Source organism: Paraburkholderia sp. BR10872 (assembly GCF_040965835.1).
In the GTDB taxonomy this organism is placed as follows: domain Bacteria; phylum Pseudomonadota; class Gammaproteobacteria; order Burkholderiales; family Burkholderiaceae; genus Paraburkholderia; species Paraburkholderia nodosa_A.
Map to the genome: position 1 here is coordinate 13,908 of NZ_JBFRCN010000055.1, position 14,762 is coordinate 28,669.

Here is a 14,762-nt window from a genome sequence, read left to right on the forward strand (position 1 = left end):
ATGAAAGATCAGGCCTCGGCGGCGGGCCACTTGAAGAGCGGGTCGGCCTTCTCGCGAAAGCGCTTCACGGCTTCGCGATGGAATTCGGTCGTGAACGCAATGCCCTGCGCCGCCGACTCGATTTCGAGCATCGCGCGCAGGTCGCTGCCAAGCGACTGATTCAACGCGCGCTTGGCCAGACCGAACGCAATGGGCGACGCCGCCGCGAGACTGGCCGCCACCTGCGCGGCGCGCGCATGAAGCTGTTCGGGCTCGACGACTTCGAGCACCGCGCCGATCTCCTTCGCTTCCGCGGCGCGTAGTTCGCGCGCCGTAAAGACGAGATCCTTGGCGCGCGCGAGTCCCACCACGCGCGGCAGCGTATAGAACGCGCCGCAATCGGGCACGAGACCGACTTTCATGAAAGGCATGCAAAAGCGCGCCCGCGTGCTGGCAATCACGAAATCGGCGGCGAGTGCGAAGCTGAAGCCCGCGCCGTAGCACACGCCATCCACGGCCGCGATCACCGGGCGGTCGAGGTCGATCAGCATGCTCACCCAGCCATGCAGGTCGTCGATCCGGTCGCGTCCCGTTTCGGCGCTCGTTACGTTCATGCCGCGCACGTCGCCGCCCGAGCAGAAGTCATTGCCCGCGCCGCGCAAAATGACCGCACGCACGCCGCGGTCGGCACGTATGCGCTGCACGGCTTCGAGCAATTCCACGCGCATCTCACCGCTGAGGGCGTTCTTCGCTTCCGGACGATTGAACGTGAGCGTCGCGACGCCCGCGTCCTGTTCGACCAGCAAGGTTTTTTCGCTCATGCGCTCACCCCTACGCTTGCGAGTTCAGCGAGCGCCTTGTCGAGCGCCGTGATGAGATGCACCGGCTCGACGCCTGCGAACTCCACGTCGGGACGCGCGAGAAATGCCTCGATATGCGCCGCGCAGGCTTCTCGCGTGGCGGCAAGTCCGGTGAAGCCGTCTTCGAGCCAGGCGACCGAAGCCAGCGGACGCGGGTGCCAGTCGCCGTTGACGATCGCCTTGACCACCGTGCCGTCACGCACGAGCAGACTCAGCCAGATCAGCCCTGCCGGCGCCTTTTCGCGTCCGCGCACGATACGGTCTCCCAGCACGCTGATTGGACTGTAACGCGCGGCCTCGCTCTTCTCATGGAACCAGCTCTCTTCGTGCAACTCGCGCTCGTATTGCCGGGCAAAAACGAGTTCTTCACTGCCGAGCGCGCCAGATACGAGCGCCACTTCCCCGAACGTGCGGCGAACGCAGGCCGTGACCCATGCGGTCAACTCATCGGCGCTCACCTCGCGGCCGAGTTCCTGCTCCAGAAACGTGTAGCGCGACCCGAGATCCTTGTGCTTCTTGTCCTTCACCTTCTCTGGCGCCATGGGCATGGCGCGCGCCGCGATTGCCGTGTCGATCGCCTTCACGTTCAGCAAAATGCGGAACGTCAGCACGCCGCCTTCGATCTTCAGCGACGTGGCCACGAGCTTGCGTCCGTCGATCTCGACGTCGTTCAGCGGCCGATAAGCGGCTTGCAGGCCGAACACATCGCGTAGCGCTTCGGCGACGTGGCCCAGTATCGTCGGAAACGCTTGCGCCGCCGTTTGGGGCACGCCGGGCAGACCGATGGGCAGATAGAACGCGAGAAATGCCGAGCCGCGCCCCGCGTAAATCGCGCCGCCGCCGCTCACGCGCCGCCGCGCGAGCACGTTGTTGTCGCGGCAAAACGGCAGATCGAGCACCTGGTTCGGATCTTCGTTCACGCCTACGGTGATGCTGTCTTCGTTGAAGACGTTCAGATAGACCGTGGGCGGTACGAGATTCTCGGCCACGGCGCGCTCGACGGCCGGCGACACCGAAATGGAAAAGTCCGCGTAGCTGTGGCCGCCTACGACGAGTCGCCACGGGGTTGGGGTGTGCGTTGCGCTTGCATTCATGTCGTCTCTCTCCGTTGATCTTCTACGAGTGCCGCGCCTTCGAGCTTCGCGACCGTCTCGATGGCGTCCGCGTGTATGAGCGTCTGGCGCTTGAAGCGCTCGGCTATGGCCTCGATCGCACCGCCCTGCACCGTCCCTTCCACCTGCAGCGTCAGATGGTCGCCACCATGAGTCTTAGTGCCGACCACGAGCCGATAGGCGCCCGTCGCGCCCTCCAGGCCCAGCAGCACCGTCTTCAATTCGGATGGGTAGACCTTCACGCCCTTGATCTTCACCATCGAATCCGCGCGGCCGAACACCACGCGCGGCAGCGCCACCGTGCGCCCATGCAAGGGCGCAGTGCGCTCGAGCAAGGTGAGGTCGCCAGTGCGATAGCGCACGAGCGGTTGCAGTTCCTTGTTCAGATGCGTGAGCACGAGTTCGCCACGTTCGCCCTCGGCAACCGGATTGCCGGTGTCCGGGTCGATGACTTCGGCGTAGAGCAGTTCGTCGAACACATGCACCCCCGTACCACCGGGGAATGTCCGCGCCACCGGCAGGCATTCGGAAAGCGAGTAACTGTCGATCAACAACGTGCCCGGCATCGCTTCGCGCACGCGTGCGTACAGCGCGGCATTGCCCGTGAACGCTTCGCCACCCGCGAAGAACACGCGCGGCACGGGGCACCCCGCTTCGATGAGCTTGAGCGCATGCGACGGGTTGCCGGCCAGCACCGTCACGCCGCACTGCTGCGCGACACGTGCCGCGCGCTCGGTCTCGCCCGGGCCATGCGGAATGCACGCCACGCCGCGCGCTTCCATCTGGGTCTGATAGAAAAGCCCCGCAACGAAGAGGTGATAGCCGAACGTCACCATGCACACGTCGCCGGGGCCGATGCCGCACGCGTCGAGATGCTGCCCACACGCGGCTTCGATGGCACGCAGATCGGCCGCGCTCTGCAGGATCGGGACGAGCGAAGCGCCCATCGGCGTGAGGTGCACGCGCACCGGCGGAATGGCCGGCGCAAACGCGCCGTAGCCGGGGCAATTCATCTCGGCCACCAGTTCGGCGCGCGTCATGAGCGGCACGCGCTCGGCGAACTCCGCCGCGCTCGCGACGCTGCCCGGAAGACGTCCCGCATAGAACGGATGCGTTTGCAGCCGGGCGAGCTGCGCGTTGAGTGCATCGAGCATCGTCTCCTCCTTGTTATGTTCCGTAGGGATGCGAAGCGTTCGTACTCAAGCCGCCCGCTCGAAAATCGCCGCGATGCCCTGGCCGCCGCCTACGCACATGGTTTCGAGGCCATAGCGGCCCTTGCGGCGCTGCAGTTCGTAAAGCAAGGTCGTGAGCATACGTACGCCGGTCGCGCCGATCGGATGACCGAGCGAAATGCCCGAGCCGTTCACGTTCAGCCGCGCTTCGTCGTGCCAGCCCCAGCCCTTGAGCACCGCGAGCACCTGACACGCGAAGGCCTCGTTCAGTTCGACGAGATCGAGTTGATCGAAGGTGAGCCCGGTCTTGTGCAGCAGCTTTTGCACGGCCGGCACCGGGCCGATGCCCATCGTCGCGGGCTCGCATCCCGAAGCTGCCCAGCCCGTGAGGTAACCAAGCGGCGTGAGGCCCAGTTTGTCGAGCTGGTCTTCGGCGACGATCAGGCACGCAGCCGCGGCGTCGTTCTGCTGGCTCGCGTTGCCCGCCGTCACCGTGCCGCCTTTCATGAGCGGCTTGAGCTTCGCGAGCGACGCCTCGCTTGCGTCGGCGCGCACGCCTTCGTCGCGTGCGAACAGCACCGGGTCGCCCTTGCGTTGCGGCACCGAAACCGCCACCACCTCGTCGGCGAAACGGCCCGACTCCCATGCCGCCGCGGCGCGCTGGTGGCTGCGCACGGCGTACGCGTCCGCTTCCTCGCGCGTGATGCCGTATTCCTTCGCGAGGTTTTCAGCCGTTTCGATCATCCCGGAGATGTAGCCGAAGCGCGCTTCGGGCTGCGAGCGTTCGCGGCCACGCTCGAGACGGTCGTGCATCTTCACCGAGCCTGCGCGAGCGCCCCAACGCATGTCGGTCGTGTAGTACTCGATATTGCTCATGCTTTCCACGCCGCCGGCCACGACCACGTCCGCCGCGCCGCTCTGCACCATCATCGCGGCGGTCACGACCGCCTGCAGCCCGCCGCCGCAACGGCGATCGAGCTGCATGCCGGGCACCTGCACGGGCAGCCCTGCTTCGAGCGCAGCCCAGCGGCCGATGCAAGGCGTTTCGCTGTTCGCATACGATTGCGCGAAGACCACGTCCTCGATGCGTGCCGGGTCCACGCGGCTGCGCGCGATGGTTTCGCGCAGCACCGTGGCCGCGAGCGTTTCGACGGAAACAGGGCGCAGGCTGCCGCCGAAGGTGCCGACCGGCGTGCGTACGGGTGCGACTATCGCTGCTCTTCTCATTTCGGATTCCTTTACATGGAGTCTGGTTGTTGTTGTTCGCCGCGTCGTGTGCCTGCGTACCGTCAAACCGCTATCGCATCCCGCCGCGCATGGTGTTGCGCCGCCAGCTGTTCGCGCCATTCTGGCGGCGCGATGGCGAGCATGCGCTCGGTGCGCTGGGCGAGCGTGAGCCCGCGCAGATCGGCCACGCCGTGCTCGGTGACGATCACCGCGGCGTCGCTGCGCGGCGTGCTGACCGGCCCCGAAAGACGCGCGACGATGCGACTGCCATGCCGCGTGCTGGCTGCGAGCGCGACGATCGCGACGCCCCCGTGCGAGCGCGCCGCGCCGCGCATGAAATCGAGCGCCCCGCCCACGGCGCCCACATAGCGACCGCCGGCAGCTTCCGCATTGACCTGCCCCGTCAAATCGACTTCGAGCGCCGAGTTGATCGCCACGAACCGGTCGAGGCTGCCGAGCACGTCGATGTCGTGCGTATAGGCCGTGGCGCGAAACTGAATCTGCGCATTGCGGTGCGCATGCGCGTAGACCTTGCGCGTGCCCATCATCGTGCCGGCCACGCTCACGCCTCGATCGCGCGACTTGCGAGCATTCGTCACCACACCGGCTGCGATCAGATCGACCACCGCGTCACCGATGGTGCCGCTATGCACGCCGAGATCGCGCCGGTCGCGCAACTGCGCGACGATGGCCTCGGGCAGCGCGCCCAGCCCGAACTGGATTGTCGAGCCGTCTTCGATCAGGGATGCGGCGTGCTGCGCGATGCGCCGCTCGATGTCGCCGGCCTGCGTGGCAGGCGCTTCCAGCGGCGCGCGGTCGGTATGGATCAGCACGTCGAAATCATCGCCGCACAACATGCGCTCGCCGAAGGTCCACGGCGCCGCCGCATTTACCTCCGCAATGACCACGCGCGCACTGTCGATCAGCGGCACGAGATACTCATGGGCGATCGAGAGGCTGTAGCGGCCCGCCTCATCGGCGGGGGCAACTTGCAGCAGCAACACGTCGATGCGGTTCGGACCCGTAGTCAGCACGCTGCGAAACTGCGAGTAGTGACACGGCAGGATGTCGAGCACGCCTTCGCGTTCGAGCCGCCGGTTCGTACCCGATGCGCCATAGGCCATGAAGTCCACGCAGTCGGCATACGCGGGCTCGAGCGTGTCGGACCACGACGCGCCCACGAACACGCGAAAGCGCCCGCCTATCGCCTTGCGCTGCGCCATCAGCAGCGCGGTGAGCGTGCACGGCTCGGCTCCGCACTGGCCCCATGCGAGCGTGTCGCCCGGGCGCACGTACTGCGCGAGATCGAGCTGCGCGGCGTCGACGATGCGCGCCGCGCGCGGGCCGCGCGTCATCAGACGGGGTCCCAACTGAAGACATCGGCGGAAACATCGAGCGTATGGAACGATTTTCGCAGCGCCGGCATGGCATGCTCGGCGATCGTCTCCGGCGTCCAGCCTTCGCCGCGATGCACCGAACGCACGGGGCGCGGCTGGCTCATCAGGAAGATTTCGTTGTTGCGGACCGCGAAAATCTGGCCCGTCACGTCGGCGGCCTGTTCGCTCGCGAGGTAGACGGCGAGCGGCGCGATCTTCGCGGGCGTCATCTGCTTGATCTTGGCAACGCGTGCTTCCTGTTCCGGCGAATCGATCTTGATAGAGTTGATCATGCGGCTCCAGGCGAACGGCGCGATGCAGTTCGAACGGATACCGAACTTTTCCAGATCGAGCGCGATGGATTTCGACAGGCCCGCAATGCCGAGCTTCGCGGCGCTATAGTTGGCCTGCGCGAGATTGCCGATCAGCCCGGACGTGGACGTCATATGCACGAACGCCCCGCTGCGCTGCTCCTTGAAGTGGTCGGCGGCGGCGCGCGAAACGTAGTAAGAGCCGTAGAGGTGAACCTTGAGCACGGCGTCCCACTCCTCTTCGCTCATCTTGTGGAAGAAGCGGTCGCGCAGGATGCCCGCGTTGTTCACCACGCAATCGATACGGCCGAACACGTCCAGCGCGTTCTGCACGATGCGGGCGGCGCCAGCGGCGTCGGCCACGCTGTCGGTGTTCGCCGTGGCCTGGCCGTCGAACGCCGTGATCTCGTTCACCACGGCTTGCGCGGGGCCGTCGTTATGGCCCTCGCCGGTGAGCGTGGCGCCCACGTCGTTCACCACGACTTTCGCGCCGTGGCGCGCCATCATGAGCGCAATATCGCGGCCAATGCCGCCGCCCGATCCTGTCACCACCACGACCTTGCCGTCCAGCATTCGTTGCGTCGTCATCGTTTTCGCTCCTCCAGCCCGCGTTGCGCCGGGCATTCATTCGATTTGAATCGTGATGCGGCAAGCTGTGCCGTTCGTGTTGCAGCTTGACGCATCGGCCAAAGCTGCACAATTTGGATATGCCGAACGCCTGTTTCGGCCAGGATTAACCCGTACTATCGCTAATGGCGTGCGTTGCGCTGCGGCGCAATAATGGCTGGAGTCTGCTCGCCCCTCATGTTTTTTGCATCCCTCTAACGAACGAGCTGACGGACATTGGAGTCACGGCAAGTCAACCCATGCATTTCGATCTCGTCGACCTGAAGCTCTTCACCCACGTAGCCGAGGCGAGCAGCCTCACGCGCGGCGCGGAACGCGCGCACCTGTCGCTGCCCGCGGCGAGCACGCGTATCAAGAATCTCGAAGAACAGGTGGGCGTGAAGCTCTTGAGCCGCACGAGCCAGGGGGTCACGCTAACGGGCCCCGGCGAGACGCTGCTCGCCCACGCGCGCCGCGTGCTCAAGCAGCTCGAGCAACTCACGGGAGACTTGCAGGAATATTCGCAGGGGGTGAAGGGCCATGTGCGCGTGTTTGCGAACACCACGGCGATGAGCGAGTTCCTGCCTGCCGTGCTGCGCACCTACCTCATCAATCATCCCGACGTGTACGTGGACATTCACGAGCGCCTTTCGCCCGATATCGTGCGCGCCGTGCAGGACGGTACGATCGATATCGGCATCGTGGCCGGCAATGTGCGCACCGAGGGACTGCAGGTGCTGCCCTACCGGCGCGACCGGCTCGTGCTCGTCACCGCGCTCAGCCACCCGCTTTCGCAAGCGAGCGAGATGGCGTTTGCCGATACGCTCGACTACGACTTCATCGGGCCGCCCGACGAGAGCGCGATTTTCTCGTTTCTCAAGCGCGCCTCGTCGGATCTGCAACGCACGATACGCTGGCGCATCCAGATCGGCAATTTCGAAGCCGCGTGCCGCATGATCGAGGCGAACATCGGCATTGGCGTGCTGCCCGAAGGTACGGCGCGCCGCCACGCGCAAACCATGTCGCTCAAGATCGTGCCGCTCACCGACGAGTGGGCCGTGCGCAAACTGCAGATCTGCATGACCGACCGCGATGCGCTGCCGCTGTTCGCGCGCAAGCTCGTCGATCTGCTGGTGGCCGACGGCATCGGCCGCCTCGAATAGCCCCATGACGCGGCGCGCGTGCTGCGCGCCGCCCCTCTCGACTAGCGCCCGCCGGCCGCCCGAATCATGTTGCGCGCAATGACGATCTGCTGGATCTGGCTCGTGCCTTCGTAGATGCGGAAGATGCGCACATCGCGGTAGAAACGCTCGATGCCATAGTCGGACATATAGCCCGCGCCGCCGAAAATCTGCACCGCGCGGTCTGCCACCCGCCCGCACATTTCGGATGCGAAGAGCTTCGCGCACGCGGCCTCGGTGCTCACGTTCTGGCCGGCATCGCGGCGGCGCGCCGCGTCGAGCACCATGCAGCGCGCCGCGTAGAGTTCGGTCTGGCTATCGGCGAGCATGGCCTGCACGAGCTGGAACTCGGCGATCTTCTCGCCGAACTGCTCGCGCTCCATCGCGTAGCGCAGCGCGTCGTCGAGCATGCGCTGCGCCACGCCCATGCAGATCGCCGCGATATGAATACGCCCCTTGTCGAGCACCTTCATCGCGGTCTTGAAGCCCACACCTTCTTTGCCGCCGATGATGTTTTTCGCGGGCACCTTCACGTCCTCGAAGATGACGTCGCAGGTATGCGCGCCGCGCTGGCCCATCTTCTTGTCGCGCTTGCCGAAGTTGATGCCGGGCGTTTTTGCGTCGACGATGAACGAGGTGATGCCGCCCGCGCGCGGCTCGTCGGGATTGGTGCGCGCCATCAGCGTAAACATGCCGGCCTGCGGCGCATTCGTGATGAAGCGCTTGGTGCCGTTCACCACGTAGTGGTCGCCGCGCCGCTCGGCGCGCGTCTTGATCGATGCGGCGTCCGAGCCCGCGCCCGGCTCCGTGAGCGCGAAGCTCGCGATGATCTCGCCGCTCGCAAGCTTCGGCAGCCATGTTGCCTTTTGCTCGTCGGTGCCGTCGATCACGATGCCCTGCGAGCCGATACCTACCGTCGTGCCGATGATCGAGCGAAACGCGGGCGAAGTCTTGCCGAGTTCGAACATCACGAGCACTTCTTCTTCCATCGTGAGATCGAGCCCGCCGTACTGCTCCGGGATGGTCAGGCCAAAGAGGCCCATGGCCTTCATGTCATCGACGATATCGGCCGGAATTTCATCGGTTTCGGCCACGCGCTCTTCGTTCGGCACGAGACGCTCGCGCACGAAGCGCGCGACGTTGTCGAGCAGAACGTTCATCGTTTCCTGGTCGCGAATCATGGTGTATGCCCTGCAATCGTTGATCGGGCGGCACGACGCCGCCCGTGAGGATGACAAATCAGGAATGCTCAGTGAGCGCGCACGGCACGTTTGGCCATTTCGCGCAGTGGCTGCTTTTGCAGCTTGCCGCTGGCCGTGGTCGGAATCATGTCGATGGTCACGATTTCCGAGGGGCGCTTATAGGCCGAGAGCCGCTCGCTCAGATAATGGGCGAGATCGGCCGTGTCGATCGTCGCGCCGTCCTTCGCTTCCACGAACGCCACGACTTCCTCGTTACCTTCGGCGTCGCGCCGCCCCACCACGGCGCTCTGGCGCACCGCTGCGTAGGTGTTGATGACCGACTCGACTTCGATGGGATACACGTTGAAGCCCGAACGGATGATGAGATCTTTCGAGCGGCCCACGATGAAGAGCGCGCCGTCCGCGTCCAGCCGGCCGAGGTCGCCGGTCTTGAGCCAGCCTTCCGCATCGAGCACTTCGGCGGTCAGGCCCGGCTCGCGGTAGTAACCGTGCATGACGCCGGGACCGCGCACCCACAACTCGCCCGCTTCGCCGCGCGGCACATCGTGACCGTCGGGCCCGACCACGCGCAACTCGGCACCCTCGACGATCTCGCCTGAAGACACGTCCTTGCGCGGACGGTCCATGCGTGTGATGAATAGCGAGCCCGCGTACTCAGTCATGCCGTAGCCGTGATGCAGCGGCATGCCGAAGAGCGCTTCGACCTGCTGCTTGAGCGTGGGATCGAGCGGACCTCCGCCCGTGTACAGGTATCGCAAACGGGGCGCATGTACCGTGCCGCCGTGCTCGCGCACATAGGCGACGATGCGCGTGAAGAGCGTCGGCACCCCCTGCAGGATGGAGATTTCGGAGGCGGCGAGCGCTTTCACGACCTCCTCGGCCGAAAAGCGCGCGGCCAGATGCAGGCTCGCGCCCGCCTCGAAGGTGGCGAGCAGCAGCGTGGCGAGTCCGAAAATATGCGACATCGGCATGACCGCGTACGCGCAGTCCGCCTGTGTCATGTCGCGCGATGTCGCCGAGACATGCGCGAAATGCAGCAGGCCGCGATGCGTGGCCATCACGCCCTTGGGCTGGCCCGTCGTGCCCGACGTGTAGATGAGCACCGCGACCTCGTGCGCGAGCGCTTCGGCCTCACGCACGGCGTTGAGATCGGGCGCGGCCATCATCAGCGGACCGAGCCCGGCGGGCGCGATCTCGCGCGCGCGATAGCGCACGCCATGACGCAGCGCGTCGGGCGAAGCACCATGCGTAAACAGTATGAGACGCGGCCCGCAATGGGCGCGAATCGTCTCGATCTCTCGTTCCGAGAGCCGCGCATTGACCACGGCCGGCCACGCGCCGATTTCGGATAGCGCGAACAGCAGCGTCACCACGGCCGAGCAGTTTTCGGCCACGACGAGCACGCGGTCGCCCACGTCCACGCCGTGCTCGCGCAAAAACCGCTGCGCCTGCCCCACGTCGCTCCAGAGCTGCCCGAAGCTCGTCACCTTTGCTTCTTCGCGTATCGCCACGGCTTCGGGCGACGCCTGCGCCCAATGCCGCGCGATATCGCTGATCTTGCGCGCCGCTCGCCTCACCACTGTCACCTCCCGTCGTTGCTCTTTGACTGCGTACGGCGCGCCGTGGCACGCCGCATCGCGACAGGTATCAGTGTGGTTCAGGCGCGGCCTGCCAACAATTCGTTTTCGATAAAGCCGGCATTCGTCTGCCGAGAAGTCGGAATTCACCCCGATGGCCGGGGCTTCGAGGTGATTATCTTCTCGACCGGGAGCGTGCTCGGCGGGCGCTCAGCCCTCGTGAGTGACGCGTGCGAGGCGCCGGTGCGGCCCTGCGCAGGCGCTGCCGCCAGTCACTCCATCTGCGCCGTCGCACGCTCGCCTCCCATCGTGCCCCTGGAAGCGCTATTCGCCCGATGAATCGCCACGATGCCCGCGAGCGACACACAGGCCGGCACGGCCGCCGCGAGAAAGAGCGCCGACGACGACCACTGCAGGTGCAGGAGCGCGCCGCCCAGCACCGGGCCGACGACCGAGCCGATACGCCCCACGCCGAGGCTCCAGCCGATGCCGGTCGAGCGCAGCGAGGTCGGATAGTAGGTCGCGGCGAGCGCGTTGAGCGCGGGCTGGCCGCCGATGATCGTAAAGCCCGTGACGAAGATCGCCACGAACATCGCGGCCACGGAGACCATCACGGCGGGATTGCCGATGGCGGCCGTCGAGACGATGGCGATCAGGAACGTCGTGGCGAGCACGCGCGTGAAGCCCGCAAGGTCGATGATGCGCCCGAGCAGCAGCGTGCCGATCACACCGCCGCCCCACAATGCCGTGCCGGCGAACACGGCGGTCCGGGTCGAATAGCCGGCGTCGCGGATCACGGTCGGCAGCCAGTTCGAGAGGAAATACATGGCGAGCAGGTTCGCGAAGTTCACGACCCACAGCAGCACGGTCACCCGCGCGCGCCCTTCCTTGAACAGCTCGACGAACGGCACGCCGCGCGAGCGCGTTTCCACGCTCGTGAACTGCACGCCGGCCGGCAACGCGAGCGCAGGGGCCACGCGGGACAGATTGCGGCGCACGCGCGCCTGCGTGCGCTCACCACGGCCGCGAAACAGGAGGAACTGGATCGACTCGGGCAAGGCGAGCCACATCAGCACGCCGAGCACGAGCGGAATCGCGCCGCCCACGAAGAACACGGCGCGCCACCCGAACGCGGGGATCAGCGCCGCGGTAATCAGGCCACCCACCACGCCGCCCAGCGTGAAGCCGCACGAGACGATCATCATGAGCGTGACGCGCATGCGGCGCGGGCTGTACTCGCCCGCGAGCGCCATCGCGTTCGGCATGATGCAGCCGAGACCCAGCCCCGCGACGAAGCGCCAGGCCACCAGTTGCGCGATCGAATGCGCGAAGCCCGTCGCGACCATGCACGCGGAAAAGAACAGCGTCGCGCCGATCAACACCGGGCGGCGGCCGATCTTGTCGGCGAGCGTGCTGAACGTGAGCGAGCCCACCAGCATGCCAAAGAGGCCCGCACCGAACACCGGCGAGAGCGTCTCCTTCGCGATGCCCCACTCGCGGATCACGACCGGCGCCACGTAGCCCATCGCCTGCACATCGAAGCCGTCCATCACGAGGCACAATGCGCACAGCGTGACCACGAGGAGCTGATACGGCCCGAACCGGCTTTCGTCGATGATGCCGGTAACCTCCACCGCCTTGTTCATGCAATGTCTCCAATATTGTTTTGTCGTCTCGATCGCTCTACGGCGATTAAAGTTCGAGTACCAATCGCCCGCTTTTCGCTCGCGAGCAACAGGTCATCATGCGGGTTTGCGTGTCGCGTTCGGCGCGCGTGAGCACTACGTCGCGATGGTCGATCTCGCCCGCCAGCACGCGCACCTCGCACGAGCCGCACAAGCCTTCTTCGCAATCGCTTTGCACGTCGATGTTCGCGCGGCGCAGCGCGTCGAGCACGGTCTGGTCGGCGCCCACGTTGAGTACGAGCCCTGAGTCTTTCAGCTCGACTTCGAACGCCTGCTCCCGCGAGGGGTCGAGCTTGCCGCCGGTCGCCGCGAAATGCTCCACGCGCAGTGCATCCTCGGGCCACACCTCGCTGCACGCTTCGAGTGCTTCAAGCATGCGCGCCGGGCCGCACGCGTAGACGCGCGTATGCTCGTCGACGTACAGCGCGGCAAAATCGTTGCGCGAGCCTTCGTCCGAAACGTGCAGATGCAGGCGCTCGCCGTGCAGCTGCGCGAGTTCGTCGACGAGCGCCATCGTCCTGCGCGAGCGCCCGCTATAGTGCAATTCGTAGTCGATGCCCAGTTCGCGCGCGCGGCGCGCCATGGCGCTTACCGGCGTGATGCCGATGCCGCCCGCAATGAAGATCGCGCGCCGCCCCTCTTCGTCGAGCCGGAAGTGGTTCCGCGGGCCGCGTATCTTCAGGCGCATGCCTGCGTGCAACGTGTCGTGCACCCAGGCCGAACCGCCGCGGCTTTGCATTTCGCGTAGCACGGCGATCTCGAACGCGCCCGTGTCGGCGGGGTCCGAGCACAGCGAGTACTGGCGCGAGATGCCGGTGTCGCCGCACTCCACGTCGATATGCGCACCCGCCGCCCAGCGCGGCAGCGCGCCGCCCTCCGGCGCGACGAGGCGCACACGGACGATGCCTTCTGCCATGGCGTCCACACGCTCGACCATCACAGGCCGCGAAAGCGCGTGCGCCGACGGCTCGCCAATGCGCACCGCCACGTGCGCGCCGAGCAGCGCCGGATTCGCGCGCTCCGGGTTTTGCGCGGGGTCCCATTCCACGAAGACATGCTCAGGACCCCGGAACGACGTGTTGGGCACATACGTGAACGTCTGCTCGGCCAGACGCATGTGCGGCAAGCGGCGCGTGAATTCTTCGAGGAAGATCTGCATCTCCATACGCGCGAGGTTCTTGCCCATGCACTGGTGCGAGCCATAGCCGAACGTGACGTGGTCGCTCGCGTTGTCGCGGCGAATATCGAACAGGTCGGCATCGGCGAAATGGCGCTCGTCATGATTCGCCGAGGACGTCACGATGAGCAGCTTCGAACCCGCCGGAATGTCGATGCCGCCGATTTGCACGTCTTTTGTTGCGAGGCGCCGCCAGGCCGCTACCGAGCCATTGTGGCGCAAGCACTCCTCCACCGCGTTCGGAATGAGGCTCGGGTCCTCGCAGATCTCGCGCCACGCATGCGGGTGCTGCAGCAGCAGCTTCATCGCGTTCGCCGTGGCATTGGCCGTGGTCTCGTGCGCGGCCACGATGCCGGCCATCATCATCGAATGCAGATAGGAATCCGTGACGACTTCGGGATGCGTCTTCTGCTTGCGGATGCCATATTGCATCCAGCCCGGGCCGTCCGGGTTCTGGCGCATCTTGTCGAGCACCTTGCCCGCGAACCGCCAGAAGTTGCCCACCGCGTGCGCCACTTCGACCTGCTCTTCGGGGCGCGGCCGCCCCCACGTATTGACCGTATGCGCAATCGAATACTTGCGCAGCAAGTCCATGTCCTCCTCGGGCACGCCCAGAAAATGCAACGCCACGGTGAGTGGCACTTCCCAGAGCATCTGGTCCACGAGGTCGGCACGCCCTGCGTCGATGAAACGGTCCACGTACTCGCGCGTGAGGCGCCGCACCATCGGTTCGTGGTGCTTGAGATGTTCGGGCGTGAACGGCTCCATCAGCGCGCGGCGGCGCGGCATGTGGGCAGGCTCGTCCTCGTTCACGAGCGTTCGGTTCATGGCGTAGCCGTACGAGTCCAGCACCGCGTTCGCCTCGGGACCGGTGGGCGTGATCTTTTCGAGCGCAATGGAGGGCGAGAACGTGAGGTTGTCGCGAAAGATCGCCTTGATGTCGTCGTAGCGCGTGACCACCCAGTAGCCAAGCTGCGGGCTATAGAACACGGGTTCCTGCTCGCGCGCCCAGCGCACGTACTCGGGCGGGTCCTGCTGGTAGCCGTCGCTGAAGGGGTCGAATGCCGCGGCATTGGCACTGACCGGGCAGCGCGACGTGGCGGCCGACGTCCGGTTCGCGGCGTGGGGAAACGGGCAGCGGCCCGTCGCTGGGGAAGGTGTCTCGCTCATATGCCTCTCCTGCATCCTGCGTGCATTACGTTTTGCGTAACTCTAGTACGCATTGCGTAATTACGAGATAGGGGTTAACGTGCAAGCTCAGCAGGCACTATGCCGCCCCTACGCGCCCTAAAATCCG

At 65.9% G+C, this 14,762-nt stretch carries 11 protein-coding genes; 1 reads left to right on the plus strand and 10 read right to left on the minus strand.

Annotated elements, in window-relative coordinates; all coding sequences use genetic code 11:
• Nucleotides 1–8 precede the first annotated feature (8 nt).
• The 6 genes from AB4Y43_RS32100 to AB4Y43_RS32125 form a co-directional block, all read right to left on the minus strand.
• A complete protein-coding gene (locus AB4Y43_RS32100; protein ID WP_368729626.1) occupies nt 9–800 on the minus strand; it encodes an enoyl-CoA hydratase/isomerase family protein in 792 nt (263 codons plus the stop codon).
• Nucleotides 797–1,933, minus strand: a complete 1,137-nt coding sequence (locus tag AB4Y43_RS32105) for a biotin/lipoate A/B protein ligase family protein (RefSeq protein ID WP_368604901.1) — start codon at nt 1,931–1,933, stop codon at nt 797–799. Before AB4Y43_RS32105 ends, AB4Y43_RS32100 begins: the two co-directional genes overlap by 4 nt.
• Nucleotides 1,930–3,105, minus strand: a complete 1,176-nt coding sequence (locus AB4Y43_RS32110) for a phenylacetate--CoA ligase family protein (RefSeq protein ID WP_368729627.1) — start codon at nt 3,103–3,105, stop codon at nt 1,930–1,932. The genes AB4Y43_RS32105 and AB4Y43_RS32110 overlap by 4 nt, the downstream gene beginning before the upstream one ends.
• Nucleotides 3,106–3,150: 45 nt before the next feature.
• Entirely contained in the window at nt 3,151–4,350 is a 1,200-nt protein-coding gene (locus tag AB4Y43_RS32115) for an acetyl-CoA C-acetyltransferase (RefSeq protein ID WP_069262472.1), read from the minus strand.
• A 62-nt stretch (nt 4,351–4,412) separates the two neighbouring features.
• Entirely contained in the window at nt 4,413–5,705 is a 1,293-nt protein-coding gene (locus AB4Y43_RS32120) for an acetyl-CoA hydrolase/transferase family protein (RefSeq protein ID WP_368604899.1), read from the minus strand.
• Nucleotides 5,705–6,610 (minus strand): SDR family NAD(P)-dependent oxidoreductase, encoded by a 906-nt coding sequence (locus AB4Y43_RS32125; protein WP_368604923.1) that lies wholly within the window; start codon nt 6,608–6,610, stop codon nt 5,705–5,707. Before AB4Y43_RS32125 ends, AB4Y43_RS32120 begins: the two co-directional genes overlap by 1 nt.
• 293 nt (nt 6,611–6,903) lie before the next feature.
• Between AB4Y43_RS32125 and AB4Y43_RS32130 the strand changes: the two genes are divergently transcribed.
• Nucleotides 6,904–7,806 carry a LysR substrate-binding domain-containing protein gene (locus AB4Y43_RS32130; protein WP_342945534.1) on the plus strand — a complete coding sequence of 301 codons (903 nt, stop codon included), beginning with the start codon at nt 6,904–6,906 and terminating at the stop codon, nt 7,804–7,806.
• A gap of 41 nt (nt 7,807–7,847) precedes the next feature.
• Here AB4Y43_RS32130 and AB4Y43_RS32135 read toward each other — a convergent pair whose 3' ends face one another.
• The 4 genes from AB4Y43_RS32135 to AB4Y43_RS32150 form a co-directional block, all read right to left on the minus strand.
• Nucleotides 7,848–9,005, minus strand: coding sequence for an acyl-CoA dehydrogenase family protein (locus AB4Y43_RS32135; protein ID WP_368729628.1), 1,158 nt, complete (start codon nt 9,003–9,005; stop codon nt 7,848–7,850).
• Nucleotides 9,006–9,073: 68 nt separating this feature from the next.
• Nucleotides 9,074–10,606 carry a class I adenylate-forming enzyme family protein gene (locus AB4Y43_RS32140; protein WP_368729629.1) on the minus strand — a complete coding sequence of 511 codons (1,533 nt, stop codon included), beginning with the start codon at nt 10,604–10,606 and terminating at the stop codon, nt 9,074–9,076.
• A gap of 269 nt (nt 10,607–10,875) precedes the next feature.
• Nucleotides 10,876–12,249, minus strand: a complete 1,374-nt coding sequence (locus tag AB4Y43_RS32145) for an MFS transporter (protein WP_368729630.1) — start codon at nt 12,247–12,249, stop codon at nt 10,876–10,878.
• A gap of 46 nt (nt 12,250–12,295) precedes the next feature.
• Complete coding sequence (locus AB4Y43_RS32150; protein WP_368729631.1) at nt 12,296–14,635, minus strand: cytochrome P450/oxidoreductase; 2,340 nt, start codon at nt 14,633–14,635, stop codon at nt 12,296–12,298.
• Between the last annotated feature and the right edge of the window lie 127 nt (nt 14,636–14,762).

Excerpts from the sequence above, each read along its gene's own strand:
- AB4Y43_RS32100 (WP_368729626.1), bottom strand. The coding sequence starts at position 800 with ATGAGCGAAAAAACCTTGCTGGTCGAACAGGACGCGGGCGTCGCGACG.
- AB4Y43_RS32105 (WP_368604901.1), bottom strand. The coding sequence starts at position 1,933 with ATGAATGCAAGCGCAACGCACACCCCAACCCCGTGGCGACTCGTCGTA.
- AB4Y43_RS32110 (WP_368729627.1), bottom strand. The coding sequence starts at position 3,105 with ATGCTCGATGCACTCAACGCGCAGCTCGCCCGGCTGCAAACGCATCCG.
- AB4Y43_RS32115 (WP_069262472.1), bottom strand. The coding sequence starts at position 4,350 with ATGAGAAGAGCAGCGATAGTCGCACCCGTACGCACGCCGGTCGGCACC.
- AB4Y43_RS32120 (WP_368604899.1), bottom strand. The coding sequence starts at position 5,705 with ATGACGCGCGGCCCGCGCGCGGCGCGCATCGTCGACGCCGCGCAGCTC.
- AB4Y43_RS32125 (WP_368604923.1), bottom strand. The coding sequence starts at position 6,610 with ATGCTGGACGGCAAGGTCGTGGTGGTGACAGGATCGGGCGGCGGCATT.
- AB4Y43_RS32130 (WP_342945534.1), top strand. The coding sequence starts at position 6,904 with ATGCATTTCGATCTCGTCGACCTGAAGCTCTTCACCCACGTAGCCGAG.
- AB4Y43_RS32135 (WP_368729628.1), bottom strand. The coding sequence starts at position 9,005 with ATGATTCGCGACCAGGAAACGATGAACGTTCTGCTCGACAACGTCGCG.
- AB4Y43_RS32145 (WP_368729630.1), bottom strand. The coding sequence starts at position 12,249 with ATGAACAAGGCGGTGGAGGTTACCGGCATCATCGACGAAAGCCGGTTC.
- AB4Y43_RS32150 (WP_368729631.1), bottom strand. The coding sequence starts at position 14,635 with ATGAGCGAGACACCTTCCCCAGCGACGGGCCGCTGCCCGTTTCCCCAC.